Source organism: Actinoplanes sp. NPDC004185 (genome assembly GCF_053603475.1).
Genome location: NZ_JBSGFR010000073.1, coordinates 14,430 through 29,067, shown reverse-complemented (window position 1 = coordinate 29,067; position 14,638 = coordinate 14,430). Strand labels below are relative to the sequence as shown.

Below are 14,638 nucleotides of genomic sequence, written 5' to 3'. Positions count from 1 at the left end.
GCCTTCCGTGCGCTCGCCCCGTGGCCGCCCCCGGGCGCCCCCGCGGGGTGGTGGGGGCGCGCTCTTCCCCCCCCCCCCGTCGCTGTTCTTCCCCCGCCCGCGGGGGGGCGCCCCGGCCCCGGGCCCGCCGGACCGCTCAGCGTTTGAGCGTGAAGGTGAAGTCGCCGGAGAGCTTGCCGGTCAGCCGGACCGCCGAGACGAGACTTCCCTCGGCGACCAGCTTGGTGACCTCGGCCCGGGAGAAGCCGAAGCCGTCGGCGATCAGGCGCACCGGCCGGATGGGGATCGGCGCCGCGAAGCGCACCGACACCTCGATCGTGTCCCCGTCCGGCTGATCCGGTGCGCCGGTGTCGAGACGCCACGCGCCGTCCCAGTCGAGGGCGATGCGGTTGCGGCGCCACACCAGCGGATCCTGGAGCAGCTCGGCGGTCAGGCCGAGGTCGTTGTCGTGCAGCCGGTCCAGGATCTCCGGCCGGACGGAACGCACCGTCACGCGTTCGAAGAGGGTCAGTCTGGTGGTGTCCCCGCAGCCGGTGCACAGCGCGAGGAGCCAGGCGTCGATGAGCTTGTGGTTGGCGTTGACCCGGAATCTGCCGCTGGCCCGGAAGCGCTGCGAGGCGCACCCGTGGCAGCGGCGGATGACGAGGGGCAGGCGGGTGGGCATGACCACCCAGATTCTGGACATGGAGATACACCGGTCCCAGTGAGAAGTCCGCAGCGAAAAGGCGCACGTCGCACAGTGGCGACGCGCGGTGAATCAGCGCTCAGGAGGTCTCACAGGACGTACAACGGCGTGTCCTCACCGGGGAGACAGGGGCGTGAGCACGGTAGCGGCGCCGATCGGCGCGAGGCCACCGGTTTTCGGGGACAGTCTCAGTACGCCGCCGGCAGGGTGACCGTCACGACCAGGCCGCCCTCGTCGCGGGGCACGGCGTGCACGTCACCGTCGTGGGCCCGGGCCACCGCGCGCACGATGGACAGGCCCAGCCCGACGCCCGGCCCGGCCAGCCGGTCGTTGCCGAGGCGGCGGAACGGCTCGAACAGGCCCTCCACCTCGTAGCGTGGCACCACCGGGCCGGTGTTGCTGACCTCCAGGGTCGCCAGCCCGTCCCCGGCGTACGTGGCCACCCGCACCCACCCGCCGGGCACGTTGTGCCGTACCCCGTTCTCGACCAGGTTCTGCACCAGTCGTTCCAGCAGCACCGGGTCGCCGACCGTGGTGGCCTCGGCCAGCTCGGTCTTGATGTCGGGCCCGCTGACGTGCGAGGCGATGTCGGCCAGGTCCACGTACGCGCGCTCGGTCAGCTCCCGTTCCGAGCGGGCCAGCAGGAGCAGCCCGTCGATGAGCCGGCCGTGCCGGTCGTTGATGGCCAGCAGGGTGGTGCCGAGCTGCTGGACCTCCGGCGACGCCGGTTCCTGGTGCAGAGCCACTTCGAGCAGCGTCCGGTTGAGGGTCAGCGGGGTGCGCAGCTCGTGCGACGCGTTGGCGATGAACCGGCGCTGGCCGTCGAACGAGCGGTCCAGCCGGGTCAGCATCAGATCGAACGTGTCGGCCAGCTGCTTGATCTCGTCGTCCGGGCCGGCCAGCGCGATGCGCTCGTGCAGGCCGCGGTCGGCCGCCGGGGACTCGGCGATGCGCCGCGCGGCGTCGGTGATCCGGTGCAGCGGTTGCAGCATCCGCCCGGCGATCAGCCAGCCCAGCGCGATCGCGGCGGCCCCGACCACCAGCAGCGCGATGCCGCCCTGGGTGACGAGCGCGGACAGGGCGTCGTCGCGGGTGTCCTGGACGACGCGCTGGAAGATGACGTCCGGGGCGACCACGCCGGGTGGTGGCTCGCCGGCCACGCTGCCGCCGGTGATGAGAGCCTTGGCCGGCAGCTGCTGCTTCACCAGGACGTAGGTGAAGCCCAGCAGGACGATGCCGGCGGCGAGGAACAGTCCGCCGTACACCAGGGTCAGCCGGCCCCGCACGGTGAGCTTCATCCGATCCGGTACCCCACTCCTGGCTCGGTGAGCAGCACCGGCGGGTTGCCGAGCTTGCGGCGCAACTTCAGGATCGTCATCCGTACGGCGTGGGTGAACGGATCCGCGTTCTCGTCCCAGGCCTTCTCCAGCAGCTGCTCGGCCGAGACCGCCGTACCGTCGGCGCGCAGCAGCTCGGCCAGCACGGCGAACTCCTTGCGGGACAATGGCACGTACCGTCCGTCGCGGAAGACCTCCCGCCGGTGCGGATCCAGGCTGATCCCGGCCCGGCGCAGCACCGGCGGCGCGGCCGGCCGCGACCGGCGGCCCAGCGCCGCGACCCGGGCGGCCAGCTCCCGGAAGGCGAACGGCTTGGGCAGATAGTCGTCGGCGCCCAGGGCCAGCCCTTCGACCCGGTCGTCGATGTCCGCCGCCGCCGTCAGCATGATGATCCGGGCGGTGGTGTCGCGGCCGGCCAGTTGCCGGCACACCTCGTCGCCGTGCACGCCGGGCAGGTCCCGGTCCAGGATCACCACGTCGTAGTCGTTGACCCCGGCCCGTTCCAGCGCGGCGGCGCCGTCGTAGACCACGTCCACCGCGTGCGTGTCGTGGCGCAGACCCGCCGCGACGGTGTCGGCCAGCAGCGGCTCGTCCTCGACCACCAGGATGCGCATGCCTCCATGGTGACCCAAGGTCACGTCACCTGGGCGTCACGGTTTCGCGTGACGGCCGGGAAACCCGCCGGGGACTTCACTGCTTCCCGTGGCGGCCGCCCGGCCGCCGACGAGGAGACGACGATGCGGACCACCAGGATCTTGGCGCTCGGCCTGCTGCTGACCATGGCGGCGGCCGGGTGCGGGAAGGCGGCGCAGGGCGACCGGGTCGCCTCGGCGGGCGGTGCGCCCACGGCGAGCACCAGCGCCGCGGCCACCCGGGACGAAGACGCGCCCCTGAGGTTCTCCCAGTGCATGCGCGAACAGGGCATGAGCTGGTTCCCCGACCCCCAGCCGGGCGGCGGGCTGCAGATCAAGGTTCCCCAGGGTACGGACAAGGCGAAGTTCGACGCGGCGATGGCGGCCTGCAAACAGTGGGCGCCGAACGGCGGTGACCGGGGCCAGGCCGACCCGGAGCAGCTCGAACAGGCCCGGAAGATGGCCCAGTGCATGCGCGACCACGGGCTGCCGAACTTCCCCGACCCGCAGGCCGACGGCAGCATCCGGCTCGACGGGGACAAGATCGGCTCAGGTCCGGGCGACCCCGCCTTCGACAAGGCCGAGCAGGCCTGCTCGACGTTCCGCCCGGGCGGCCCCGGCGCCCCCAAGGTCCAGGAAAAGAGGGAGGGATGAGCCGCCGGACGGTCTACGCCGCGGCGGCGGTGGCGCTGACGGCCGGTGCCGCGGCCGCCGTCGTGGTCGCCCTGCCGGACGCGCAGGAGCAGGCACAGGCGTCCGCCCCGACGGCCACGGCGGTGGTGAAGAAGGACACGCTGGTCGACACCGAGACCACCGACGGCGAGCTGGGGTACGGCGACACGACCGCGCACTCCGGCCGGCTCTCGGGCACCGTCACCGCATTCGCCGCCGAGGGCTCCACAGTGACCCGGGGCCAGGCGCTGTACCGGATCGACGACGACCCGGTCGTGCTGCTGTACGGCTCCCTGCCCGCGTATCGGACGTTGTCATCGGGGGACACGGGCCGGGACGTCAAGCAGTTCGAGCGGAACCTGTGGGCGCTGGGCTACCGCGGTTTCACCGTGGACCGGACGTACTCGTCGGCGACCGCCTCGGCCGTCCGGGACTGGCAGGACGATCTCGGGCTGGCCGAGACCGGGACTGTCGACCCGGCCCGCATCGTCTACGCGAGCGGCGCGGTCCGGGTCGACAGCCGTACGGCCGAGCCGGGTGACGTCGTGCGGCCCGGCACCGATCTGCTGGAGACGACCGGCACCGGCCGGGTCGCCACCGTGGAGCTCGACATCTCGGATCAGCGGCTCGCCCGCAAGGGCGCGGCCGTGCGGGTGACCCTGCCCGACGGCAAGAAGGTCGCCGGGACGATCACGGGTGTCGAGACCGTGGTCACGCCGGCGGAGGGCCAGCAGGACGCGACGACGAGCCTGTCGGTGACCATCGGCTTCGCCAAGGCGCCGGCCGGCCTGGACCAGGCCTCGGTCAGCGTCGAGTTCACCGCGGCGAAGCGGCCCGGCGTCCTGACGGTGCCGGTCGCGGCGCTGCTGGCGCTGGCCGAGGGCGGGTACGGCCTGGAGGTCGTCGACGGCGGCCGCAGCAGCATCACCGCCGTGCAGACCGGCCTGTTCGCCGACGGCCGGGTCGAGGTCTCCGGCGGCGGCATCGCGGCCGGCACGACCGTGGGCATGCCGTCATGACGGTGATCGAACTGGCCGGCGCGACGAAGTCCTACCCCGGCGGCGTGACCGCGCTGGACGGGGTGGACCTGAGCGTCGGGTACGGCGAACTGGCCGCGGTCGTCGGCCCGTCCGGCTCCGGCAAGTCGACGATGCTGCACCTCATCGGCACCCTCGACCGGCCGTCGGCGGGCACGGTACGGATCGACGGTCACGACGTGTCCCGGCTGTCCGACCGGCAACTGTCGGCGTTGCGGGCGCGCCGGATCGGCTTCGTGTTCCAGCAGTTCCACCTGGCTCCCGGCCGTACCGCGGTGGCGAACGTGGCGGACGGCCTGCTGTATGCCGGCGTACCCCGCAAGGAGCGGGAGCGGCGCGCCGAGGCCGCGCTGCACCGGGTCGGTCTCGGGGCCCGGCTCGGGCACCGCCCGCACCAGCTCTCCGGCGGGGAACGGCAGCGGGTCGCGATCGCCCGGGCCGTCGCCGGGGATCCGGCCCTGCTGCTGGCCGACGAGCCGACCGGCAACCTGGACTCGGTCGCCGGGGCCGGGGTGGTCGCGCTGCTGCGCGAGCTGCACGCGGCCGGCACCACCGTCGTGGTGATCACCCACGACCGGGAATTGGCCGCCGGCCTGCCGCGGCAGATCTCCATGCGCGACGGGCGGGTGAGCTGACGTGACTGTCCTGACACCCGCCCGGTTGCGGGTCGCCGACCTGATGCGGGTCGGCCTCTCGGGGCTGCGCGCCCGGCCGCTGCGCGCGGTGCTGTCGTCGCTGGGCATCGCGATCGGTATCGCGGCGATGACCGCGGTGGTCGGCATCTCGTCGTCCAGCCGGGCCGACCTGGACCGGGCCCTGGCGGCGCTGGGCACGAACCTGCTCACGGTGGGCCCGGGCAACACCATGTTCGGCGACGACGCGACGCTGCCGGACGAGTCCGTGTCGATGATCGAGCGGATCGGGCCGGTGCGCGCGGTCGCCGCGACGGGCACGGTCCCGGACACGGCGGTGTACCGGACCGACCGGATCCCGCGGGCGCAGACGGGCGGCATCTCGGTGGCCGCGGCCCAGCTGGATCTGCCGTCCACGGTGGGCGCCACGGTCGCGTCCGGGTCGTGGCTCAACGCGGCGACCGCGCGGTATCCGGCGGTCGTGCTGGGCGCCACGGCGGCGCGGCGGCTGGGATCCGTGCCCGCCGTCTACCTGGGCGGGCGGTGGTTCACCGTCACCGGGGTGCTGGCGCCGGTGCCGCTGGCGCCGGAGCTCGACTCGGCGGTCCTGGTCGGCTGGCCCGCGGCGGCGTCGTACCTGGGCTTCGACGGGCACCCCACCACGGTCTACACCCGGTCCGACGACGCCCAGGTCACGGCGGTGCGCGCCGTGCTCGCGGCGACGGCGAACCCGGAGAACCCGGACGAGGTCGAGGTGTCCCGGCCCTCCGACGCGCTGCAGGCCCGGCAGGCCACCAACCGCACCTTCACCCAGCTGCTGCTGGGGCTGGGGGCGGTGGCGCTGCTGGTCGGCGGGATCGGGGTGGCCAACACGATGGTGATCTCGGTGCTGGAACGCCGGGCCGAGATCGGTCTGCGTCGCTCGCTCGGGGCCACCCGGGGACAGATCCGGGTGCAGTTCGTGGCCGAGTCGCTGCTGCTGTCGCTGGCCGGCGGGGCTGGGGGAGTGCTCCTGGGATTCGCGGTGACCGCTCTCTATGCGACGACGCAGGCGTGGCCGACGGTGGTCCCGGTGTGGGTGCTGCTGGGCGGCGTGGCCGCGACCCTGGTGATCGGGGCGGTGGCGGGACTGTATCCCGCGATCCGGGCCGCCCGGCTGGCGCCGACGGAAGCCCTGGCCGCCGCCTGAGCTCAGCTGCCCGCCGGCCGCGGACGCCGTGAGCGTTCGTCGTGCCGGTGGGCGGCTTCGAGCCGAGGCCACCCGGCCGGGTGACACCAGGCGACCGGACCCGTGGTGGTCGGCGCGCTTCTGGGGGATAGTCACCGGCATGGACGCAGACTCCGGGCAGGAGGCGGCCCGCGCCGCGCGCCTCGACGACCGCGAGCGCCGGCTGAACCGCCTCGAGGAGCAACGCAACGCCGGCCACGGGGCGCGGGACCGCGCTGCTGACGAACGGGACCGCACCGCCGACGAGCGGGAACGGCAGGCCGACCGGCGGGAGGTGTCGGCCATGGAGGATCTGCTGCGGTCCGGGGCCGGGGAGGCGCCGCCTCGCACCGACCCCGGCGACTGACCTCCGGCTCAGTCCACCTGGTCGAGGAAGGCCAGGGTGACTGCGGCGAACAGCGGCGACAGGAACAGGTTGTAGTGGGTGAGACCGGGCAGGACGGCCAGCGCGTGCCCGCCCTTGGGCCGCGACTCGCCCGTCCAGCCGCCGTCGCGCAGACCGCCGTCGAGCAGGCCGAAGACCTCGACGTAGTGGCTCGGCGGGGCCATGTCGGCATCGGCGGCCACCACCAGCGTCGGCACCCGCAGGCCGCGGACCTCCTCGGTGAAGTCGAAGTCCTGGGCCATCGCCACGCCGATCTTGTCGAGCAGCCGCGGGAAGTCCTCCGGGCGCGGGGCCACCCGCTGGTAGAGCTCGTACATCGGGGTCTCCTTCATGAACTCCGCCGCGGCGGCGCTCATCTGCCCCTGCTGCTGCAGGATCTCCGGGTAGGTCGCGTCACGGCGGATGCTCGCCGACGCCGCGACCAGGCGGCCGACCTTCTCCGGGAACTGGAACGCGACCTGGAGGGCGACCCCGCCGCCGAGCGAGTAGCCGACCACGTCGGGCCGGTCCAGACCGAGGTGGTCGATGAGGGCGGCGACGTCGCCGGCCATCAGGCGTACGTCCAGTGGCCGGTCGATGTCGGCGGTGCGGCCGTGGCCCTGCAGGTCGACGGTGATGACCCGGTGGTGGTCGGCGAGCACGGGCAGGATCGGCCCGAACATCTCACCCGAGCCGAGGCCGCCGTGCAGCAGGATCAGCGGCGCGCCGGTCCCGTACGACTCGTAGTAGAGGTTGATGCCGTTGACGTCGGCGTACTGGCCGGTGCCGGTCATGATGACTCCCTGGTGTCCGGGGTTGAGGTGACGGGGGGTAGACCGGGCGGGCGGCGGAAACTAATCGCTCGCGTCACGGCTGAGCCGGGCCGCTAGGTTGAGCCGGTGGAGGATGGGGCGATCGAGCAGCTGCTGGAGGCCTACCGGCCCGAACTGACCGGCTACTGCTACCGGATGCTGGGGTCCGCGTTCGAGGCCGAGGACGCCGTGCAGGACACGCTGGTCCGGGCCTGGCGCGGCTTCGACCGTTTCGAGGGCCGGGCGGCGCTGCGCTCCTGGCTGTACCGGATCGCGACGAACGTCTGTCTGACGATGCTGGACAGCGCCCAGCGCCGGGTGCGCCCGATGGATCTCGGTCCGGCCGGGTCGGGCCGCGCCACCGATCCCGGCGAACCCCGCCCGGAGGAGATCTGGGTCGGGCCGGTCCCCGACAGCCGGTTGCTGCCCGAGGGGGCCGACCCGGCCGCCGTGGTCGCTGAGCGGGAATCGATCCGGCTGGCCTTCATCGCCGCGCTGCAGCACCTCCCGCCGCGGCAGCGGGCCGTGCTGATCCTGCGCGAGGTGCTGGCCTGGTCGGCGCAGGAGGTGGCCGAGCTGCTCGACACGTCGGTGGCCAGTGTCACCAGTGCGCTGCAACGGGCCCGGACCACCATCGCGGCCGCGGACCGCACCGCCGACCCGCGCCCCGCGCTCGACGACGAGCAGAAAGCGCTGCTCACCCGGTACGTGAGCGCGTTCGAGGCGTACGACGTCACGGCGCTGACGGCTCTGCTGCACGACGACGCGACCTTGTCCATGCCGCCGCTGCCATTGTGGTTCCGCGGCACCGGCGACATCGCCACCTGGATGGCCGGCGCGGGCAGCGGCTGCCGTGGCTCCCGGCTGGTGCCGGTGACGGCCAACGGCCTGCCCGCCTTCGGTCAGTACCGCCGCAGTGCCGGCGGCACCGGTCACGACCCCTGGGCGCTGATCGTGCTGGAGATCTCAGGAGGGCGGATCACGGCCGTCACCAACTTCCTCGACACCGCCCGCGTGTTCCCGCTGTTCGGCCTCCCGCCCCACCTGCGGCAGGACGCCGACCAGCCGCCGCAGCCGGGACAGCTCCGCGCCCCGCGCACAGGACCGGCACGTCCGCGCGGGTGACCGTCATGCCGACGGAGAAATGGGCGGCCATGCTGACAGGACCGGCGCCGGCCGGGGAACTCATCGCTGCCGGGGTCCCGGACCGCCCGTCGTGCCGCACCATGGGTGGGTGAGATTCGCCTGGCCGGCCCTGCGCCGTGAGATCACCGTCGAGGGCCCGCGCGCCACCGACGACGTCTGGGACCGCTACGTGCGCCCGCAACGGTGGCCGGAGTGGTCACCCCAGATCCGTTCGGTCGACTACCGGGGGGAGCTGCTCGCGCCCGGCACCACCGGCGTCGTGCGCGGGCCCGCCGGTCTGCCGGTGCCCTTCCAGGTCATCGGCGTCGATGCGGCGGGACCGGTGCGGACCTGGTCGTGGACGGCGTCGGCGGCCGGGGTGAAACTCACCCTGCTGCACACCGTCGAGGCCACCGCCACGGGTACGAGGACCGGCCTCACCGTGGTCGGCTTCGCGCCCGCGGTCGCGGGTTATCTGCCGATGGCGTGGTGGGCGCTGCGCCGTCTGGTGCACTGACTGCTGGGCGCGGTCCGGCGCGTCTATGCTCCGTCCCGTGACCACCAGGGAGACGAGCGGTATGGATCTCAACGATGTGCTGCTCGCCGTCGAGAAGGCGGCTCCGGTCGACGCCGTCCGGGCGGTGACCCGCACGATCGGGACGCGCCTCGACGCGGTGTGGGTCTCGTTCCTCGTGGCCGACATGAGCGGCCGGGCCCTGGTGCGCCTGGTCCATCTGCCGGTCGGTGCCGTCTCGGGCGAGCGCCGCCAGGACGAGGACGTCGCGCTGGTTTTGCCGTTCGACGGTGGGCCGCAGGAGCAGGCGCTGCGGGCTCAGCGGGCGCTCGTCGACAGATCCGGCGATGAGTTCGTGGTGCGGGCACCGGTCACCCAGCGCGGGGAGGCGATCGGCCTGCTGGAGATCGCCCTGTCCACCGCGCCGTCCGAGGAGATCGTGCAGCGGGTGTCGCGGGCCGCGCACACCCTGGCCTTCGTGGTGATCGCCAACCGCCGGCACACCGACCTGTTCGAATGGGGCCAGCGGACGACACCGTTCACCTTGGCCGCGGAGATCCAGCGGCGCCTGCTGCCCTCGTCGTTCACGTGTGAGACCGACTCGTTCACCCTGGCGGCCTGGCTGGAGCCGGCCGCGAGCATCGGCGGGGACACATTCGACTACAGCCTGGCCCGCGACCTGCTGCATCTGAGCATCACCGACGCCGTGGGACACGGCGTGCACAGCGCGCTGACGGCCACCCTCTGTGTGGGCGGGCTGCGCAACGCCCGCCGCCGCGGGTCGACGCTCCTCGAACAGGCCGAGGCCGCGAACCAGGCCCTCGTCGAGGAGGCCGCGGACCCGGCGGCCTTCGTCACCGGCATCCTCGGCCGGCTCGACCTGCGGACCGGATGTCTCGCTGTGGTGAACGCCGGGCACCCGGCCCCGTTCCTGGTCCGCGACGGTGTCGCGCGGGCTGTCCCGTTGCCGGTCAACCGGCCGTTCGGCGTGCGGAGCCCGCGGCCCTTCGCGGGCACCGAGCTCCACCTGCGGCCCGGGGACCGCCTGGTCCTGCTCACCGACGGGATGCTGGAACGCGGCGCCGCGGCGCTGGACCTGCCCGGGCAGTTGCGCGACCTCGGCGAGCTGCACCCCAGAGAGCTCGTCCGGGTGCTGGGCGACCTGGTCCTCGCGGTCGCCGGCCCCACCGGCACCCTGCCCGACGACGCCTGCATGCTGGTCCTCGACTGGCACGGCGGTCACGGCGACACCCGCAGCGCCGATGCCGGCGCCGACCCCCGCCGCGCCAGCAGCCCGGCGGCTCAGGAGTCACCCTTCGGGTGATGCGTCAGAAAATCTATGCGCGACCACCTAGACTTTCTCGGCCTGGTCGATTAGCGTTTCTCTGGTCAACAGCGAAGGACCAAGACGCAGACGACAAAGACGCGAATGCCCCGGCTCGGCGTCACCGCCGGCAGCTGGTGTTCTGATCCGTAGCCCTCGGGCCCGGTGCGCTAGCGCCGGGGCCCCCGTCATGGCCGTGACAAAGACCGGATCAGGACGGCAGGGCCACCGCGAAGCGGACCACAGTCGTGGCGTCCCGCCGGACGACCGTGAGCGCGTCGCACAGTTGCTGAGCGATCCACAGTCCCCGGCCACCGGCCAGGTCCTGCGCGGGCGGGCGGTAGCCGATGAGCAAATCGGCGACGCCGGCCCCTTCGTCGGTGACCTCGCAGGTGACGGTGCGGCCCTGGGCCCACACCCGTAGCTCCCGCCGGCCCCGGCCGTGGCGGATGCTGTTGGTGACGATCTCGCACAGCGCCAGGATCAGATCGTCGGCGCGGTCCAGGCCGGCCCAGCCGGCCGCCGCGAGCAGGGCGGACACGGCGTGACGGGCGGTCGCCACGCCGTCGGTCAGGTCCAGGCGCAGTGCCGGGGGCCCGGTGATCGGCGGCATCGGCTCCGCGACGCTGCGCAGGAATTGCTCGGGCTCCAGGTAGTGCTCGCTGGGGCGGCGCCGCGGGTGGAAGGTCGCCGGGTGGGTCCGGCGGGCATCGTGCAGCAGCGCCGGCGGGAGCGCTCGGGTGTCGTACGGGCAGACGATCCACGCCGGCGCCTGGGCGAACACGTCGTTGAGAGCCGCCTCGTACCGCGTCCAGGTGGGGTGCCCGCCGCGGGGGCCGAAGCCGACCTCGCCGACCAGGCGCATGCTCCGGTGCCCGCGGGCGAGAGCGTCGGTGAGCAGCCGCTGCCAGCCGGCCACCGTGGTCGCGGGCCGCTTGTACCACTCGTTGCGATCGATGAACGTCACCGCGGCGGCGTCCGGGCCGAGCGCGTCCCGCAGCAGGGCGATGTTGGCCGGTGTCACCGCGGCGACCAGGGCCTCGTCGCGCTCCAGCCCTTCGCGGGCGAACGGGACGAGCGCCGAGACGAACTCTTCGTCGCTGCCGTACAGCATGGCGTCATGGGTCAGCGTGGCGGAGAGGGTCATCGGTTCACCAAGATCAAAAGCAGGCCGGCATCGGGTGGTACCAGCTCGCCACGGTACACCCGCATGTGAAGACTTCTCCGACTGTGCGACACCGCAGTGCCCCGTACGGTGCTGGTAACAGTCTGGACAACACCTGGGAGATTCCTGATTGGGCGCACGGGCGCCGGGTACCCCGACCCGGCCGCCACCTGGCGGCCCGACATATGACCCCCTGGAGTGATATTCATGGCTACCACGACCCACGCGCACGACGGTCTCGACGTCAAGCACACCCGCATCCGCGGCGAGGAGACCAAGCCGTCCTACAAGACCACCGAGCTGTTCGTCTACCTCGCCGCCGTCGCCGGCGTCCTGATCGCCTCGTACACCGTGGGCGACGGAGCGGCCAACGACGGCAGCGACTACTTCGCCGCCGACAAGGCGTGGTGGTACATCACCCTGCTCACCATCGGCTACCTCGTGAGCCGGGGTCTGGCCAAGGCCGGCAGCCGCAGCAACGACACTGACCCGCGCACCCACTGATCCGAAGGACATCAGCGGGCGGTGGGCGTGATCGTGGCGTCCACCGCCGCGGTGTTCCTCCGGCTGGCGCGGGGGAGCGTTGACAGCGGTGCGGCGTCGCTCCTACGGTCGATATCCATCGACAAAGGGGAATGAATGAAGCGCCGCGCGTTCGTCACCCTGCCGACGCTGGCCCTGGCCTCGGGCCAGGTGCCGGTCCCGGATCTCGCGGCAGCGCCCGGACCGGCCGGCCTCGCCGCCCCGGAGTTCGAGGGCCCCGCGGTGGTCGACGGGGGCCTGCCCGTCTTCGCCGAGCAGCTCAAGGCCGAGCTCGACTTCCCGCTGGCCTGGCCCCGCAATCGCCGGCTCGGTTTCCGGACCTGGCAGCGCCGGGCCCGCGCCAAGGTCGAGGAACTGCTGTGGCAGCCCGAGGACAACTCACCCTTCGCCGTCGAGATCGTCGACGAGCAGGCGCGCGACGGCTACCGGCAGCGGCTGGTGCTCTTCAACGTCACCCGGCACAGTCGCGTCCGGGCGTCGATGCTGATCCCGGACGGACCGGGGCCGTTCCCGGCGGCCCTGCTGCTGCACGACCACGGCGCGAAGTTCGACATCGGCAAGGAAAAGCTGATCGAGCCCTGGTACGACGACACCCGCCGGGCGTCGGCGCAGGCCTGGGCGCAGCGGTACTTCTCCGGCCGGTTCGTCGGCGACGAACTGGCCCGCCGGGGGTACGCGGTCCTGGCCGTCGACGCCCTCGGCTGGGGCGACCGGGACGGGCTGACCTACGAGGGACAGCAGGCCCTGGCGAGCAACCTCTTCAACCTGGGGTCGTCGCTGTCCGGGCTGATGGCGCGGGAGGACGTCCGCGCCGCCGCCATGCTGGCCACGCTGCCCGAGGTCGACCGGCGCCGGATCGCCGCCGTCGGCTTCTCCCTCGGCGGCTACCGGGCGTGGCAGGTCGCGGCCCTGTCGGACCACATCGCGGCCACCGTCTCGGCCTGCTGGATGACCGGGCTCAAGGAGATGATGGTCCCGGGCAACAACACCCTGCGCGGGCAGTCGGCGTTCTTCATGCTGCACCCCGGCCTGCCCCGCTACCTCGACATCCCGGACGTGGCCAGCATCGCCGCGCCCCGGCCGATGATGCTGCTGGACGGGGAGACCGATCCGCTCTTCACCGCGGCGGGCGTCGAGGTCGCGTACGCGAAGATGCGGGCGGTGTGGGCCTCCCAGCGGGCCCGGCACCGCCTGAGCACCAAGGTGTGGCCTGGTCTGGGCCATGTCTTCGTCCGCGAGATGCAGGACGAGGCCTTCGCCTGGCTGGACCACTGGCTCAAGCGCGGCTGACGCCGCCGGCGTCAGGCCCGGCCGAGGGGGCGTTCGGCCTCGCGCGCCATCGAGCGCAGCACCCGGGCGAAGCCGACCTTGCCGACCACGGACAGCAGGGGAGCGGTGACCCGGGTCAGCCGGTGCGGGCTGACGGTGATGTCCTCGCTCCACACCACCCGGCTCCGGCCGTCCGGCAGCGGGGTGACCACGAACCAGGCCCGGCCGTGCACGACCCGGCCGTGCTTCTCCACGTCACAACGGCCGGGTGCGTCCTCCGGGGCGTCGCCGGCGGGCGGCTCCCAGCGCACCACTGTCATCGGGTCGTCGAAGGCGAGCGGGCCGAGCCCGGTGCGGGCGACGAAGACGGCGCCCACCCCGTCGGGGCGGGCACTGGTGATGCGGACGCTCGTCAGCGGCGCCCAGTCGGCGTGCTTGCGCCAGTCCACCAGCTCGGCCCAGACGCGGGAAGCCGGAGCGCGCACGTCGAGGGACACGTCGAAACGGGCCATCAGGGGAGACCTCTCTGCGTCGCCGGCCGGGCCGTCGCACGCTCTTTCACGGTACGCCGGGCGGCGGGCGCACCTCACGGATTCATGAGGCATGATGTACGGACTAGTTCGTATACAAGGAGCGTGATGAGCCGGGGAGCGGCACCACCACCCGAGGCCGACCGCCGGCGCGACGCGGGGCGTACTCGTACGGACATCCTCGACGTCGCCACCCGCGAGTTCGCCGACCAGGGCTACAGCGGGGCCCGGGTGGACGAGATCGCGGCGCGGACGCGCACCACCAAACGGATGATCTACTACTACTTCGGCGGCAAGGAGCAGCTCTACCTGGCGGTGCTGGAGCGCGCGTACGCGGAGATCCGGGCGGCCGAACGCACGGTCGACGTCGAGCACCTGGCCCCGCCGGCCGCCATCCGCCGCATCGCGGAGGTCACCTTCGACCACCACGAGGCCCACCCCACCTTCATCAAGCTGGTCGGGGTGGAGAATGCCCAGCAGGCCGAGAACATGTCCAAGGTCGCGCGCCTGGTCGACCTCAACAGCTCGGCGATCGGCGTCCTGCAGGACGCGCTCTCCCGGGGCCAGCGCGACGGCACCTTCCGCGCCGACGTGGACGCGCTGGACGTGCACATGATGATCAGCGCGTTCTGCTTCTTCCGGGTGGCCAACCGGCACACCTTCGGCGCCCTGTTCGGCCGCGACCTGCTCGACCCGGCCGCCCGCGACCGTTACCGGACCATGCTGGCCGACATGGTCGTCGGCTACCTCGGCCGGTCCGGGGGCTGAG

General features: G+C 72.9%; 17 protein-coding genes. 11 read left to right on the top strand and 6 right to left on the bottom strand.

Going from position 1 to position 14,638, the window contains the following annotated elements; genetic code table 11:
• Nucleotides 1-136 precede the first annotated feature (136 nt).
• The 3 genes from ACWEOZ_RS41245 to ACWEOZ_RS41235 form a co-directional block, all read right to left on the bottom strand.
• On the bottom strand, nucleotides 137-685 hold the full coding sequence (locus tag ACWEOZ_RS41245; RefSeq protein WP_451916128.1) for a DUF1062 domain-containing protein: 549 nt from the start codon (nucleotides 683-685) through the stop codon (nucleotides 137-139).
• Nucleotides 686-873: 188 nt separating this feature from the next.
• Entirely contained in the window at nucleotides 874-1,983 is a 1,110-nt protein-coding gene (locus tag ACWEOZ_RS41240; protein WP_451916127.1) for a sensor histidine kinase, read from the bottom strand.
• Nucleotides 1,980-2,636, bottom strand: a complete 657-nt coding sequence (locus ACWEOZ_RS41235) for a response regulator transcription factor (protein ID WP_451916126.1) — start codon at nucleotides 2,634-2,636, stop codon at nucleotides 1,980-1,982. The genes ACWEOZ_RS41240 and ACWEOZ_RS41235 overlap by 4 nt, the downstream gene beginning before the upstream one ends.
• Nucleotides 2,637-2,759: 123 nt before the next feature.
• Here ACWEOZ_RS41235 and ACWEOZ_RS41230 point away from each other — a divergent pair, with 123 nt between their 5' ends.
• The 5 genes from ACWEOZ_RS41230 to ACWEOZ_RS41210 all read left to right on the top strand — a co-directional run bounded on the left by ACWEOZ_RS41230 (nucleotide 2,760) and on the right by ACWEOZ_RS41210 (nucleotide 6,569).
• Entirely contained in the window at nucleotides 2,760-3,308 is a 549-nt protein-coding gene (locus tag ACWEOZ_RS41230; protein ID WP_451916125.1) for a hypothetical protein, read from the top strand.
• Complete coding sequence (locus tag ACWEOZ_RS41225; protein WP_451916124.1) at nucleotides 3,305-4,345, top strand: efflux RND transporter periplasmic adaptor subunit; 1,041 nt, start codon at nucleotides 3,305-3,307, stop codon at nucleotides 4,343-4,345. Before ACWEOZ_RS41230 ends, ACWEOZ_RS41225 begins: the two co-directional genes overlap by 4 nt.
• On the top strand, nucleotides 4,342-4,998 hold the full coding sequence (locus tag ACWEOZ_RS41220) for an ABC transporter ATP-binding protein (protein ID WP_451916123.1): 657 nt from the start codon (nucleotides 4,342-4,344) through the stop codon (nucleotides 4,996-4,998). Before ACWEOZ_RS41225 ends, ACWEOZ_RS41220 begins: the two co-directional genes overlap by 4 nt.
• A gap of 43 nt (nucleotides 4,999-5,041) precedes the next feature.
• Nucleotides 5,042-6,184 (top strand): ABC transporter permease, encoded by a 1,143-nt coding sequence (locus ACWEOZ_RS41215; protein WP_451916129.1) that lies wholly within the window; start codon nucleotides 5,042-5,044, stop codon nucleotides 6,182-6,184.
• Between the two features lie 139 nt (nucleotides 6,185-6,323).
• Entirely contained in the window at nucleotides 6,324-6,569 is a 246-nt protein-coding gene (locus tag ACWEOZ_RS41210; RefSeq protein ID WP_451916122.1) for a hypothetical protein, read from the top strand.
• An 8-nt stretch (nucleotides 6,570-6,577) separates the two neighbouring features.
• Here ACWEOZ_RS41210 and ACWEOZ_RS41205 read toward each other — a convergent pair whose 3' ends face one another.
• A complete protein-coding gene (locus ACWEOZ_RS41205) occupies nucleotides 6,578-7,381 on the bottom strand; it encodes an alpha/beta fold hydrolase (protein WP_451916121.1) in 804 nt (267 codons plus the stop codon).
• Between the two features lie 105 nt (nucleotides 7,382-7,486).
• Here ACWEOZ_RS41205 and ACWEOZ_RS41200 point away from each other — a divergent pair, with 105 nt between their 5' ends.
• The 3 genes from ACWEOZ_RS41200 to ACWEOZ_RS41190 all read left to right on the top strand — a co-directional run bounded on the left by ACWEOZ_RS41200 (nucleotide 7,487) and on the right by ACWEOZ_RS41190 (nucleotide 10,362).
• Nucleotides 7,487-8,524, top strand: a complete 1,038-nt coding sequence (locus tag ACWEOZ_RS41200) for a sigma-70 family RNA polymerase sigma factor (RefSeq protein ID WP_451916120.1) — start codon at nucleotides 7,487-7,489, stop codon at nucleotides 8,522-8,524.
• Between the two features lie 109 nt (nucleotides 8,525-8,633).
• Nucleotides 8,634-9,041 carry an SRPBCC family protein gene (locus tag ACWEOZ_RS41195; RefSeq protein WP_451916119.1) on the top strand — a complete coding sequence of 136 codons (408 nt, stop codon included), beginning with the start codon at nucleotides 8,634-8,636 and terminating at the stop codon, nucleotides 9,039-9,041.
• Between the two features lie 37 nt (nucleotides 9,042-9,078).
• A complete protein-coding gene (locus tag ACWEOZ_RS41190) occupies nucleotides 9,079-10,362 on the top strand; it encodes a PP2C family protein-serine/threonine phosphatase (protein WP_451916118.1) in 1,284 nt (427 codons plus the stop codon).
• A gap of 211 nt (nucleotides 10,363-10,573) precedes the next feature.
• Here ACWEOZ_RS41190 and ACWEOZ_RS41185 read toward each other — a convergent pair whose 3' ends face one another.
• Nucleotides 10,574-11,509, bottom strand: a complete 936-nt coding sequence (locus ACWEOZ_RS41185; protein WP_451916117.1) for an anti-sigma factor RsbA family regulatory protein — start codon at nucleotides 11,507-11,509, stop codon at nucleotides 10,574-10,576.
• A gap of 225 nt (nucleotides 11,510-11,734) precedes the next feature.
• On the opposite strand from ACWEOZ_RS41185, the gene ACWEOZ_RS41180 reads away from it, so the two are divergent.
• Nucleotides 11,735-12,031, top strand: a complete 297-nt coding sequence (locus ACWEOZ_RS41180; protein ID WP_451916116.1) for a hypothetical protein — start codon at nucleotides 11,735-11,737, stop codon at nucleotides 12,029-12,031.
• 135 nt (nucleotides 12,032-12,166) lie between these two features.
• A complete protein-coding gene (locus tag ACWEOZ_RS41175) occupies nucleotides 12,167-13,360 on the top strand; it encodes a dienelactone hydrolase family protein (RefSeq protein ID WP_451916115.1) in 1,194 nt (397 codons plus the stop codon).
• Nucleotides 13,361-13,371: 11 nt separating this feature from the next.
• On the opposite strand, the gene ACWEOZ_RS41170 is transcribed toward ACWEOZ_RS41175, so the two are convergent.
• Nucleotides 13,372-13,851 (bottom strand): SRPBCC family protein, encoded by a 480-nt coding sequence (locus ACWEOZ_RS41170; protein WP_451916114.1) that lies wholly within the window; start codon nucleotides 13,849-13,851, stop codon nucleotides 13,372-13,374.
• A gap of 126 nt (nucleotides 13,852-13,977) precedes the next feature.
• Here ACWEOZ_RS41170 and ACWEOZ_RS41165 point away from each other — a divergent pair, with 126 nt between their 5' ends.
• Nucleotides 13,978-14,637 carry a TetR/AcrR family transcriptional regulator gene (locus tag ACWEOZ_RS41165; RefSeq protein WP_451916113.1) on the top strand — a complete coding sequence of 220 codons (660 nt, stop codon included), beginning with the start codon at nucleotides 13,978-13,980 and terminating at the stop codon, nucleotides 14,635-14,637.
• Nucleotide 14,638 lies beyond the last annotated feature (1 nt).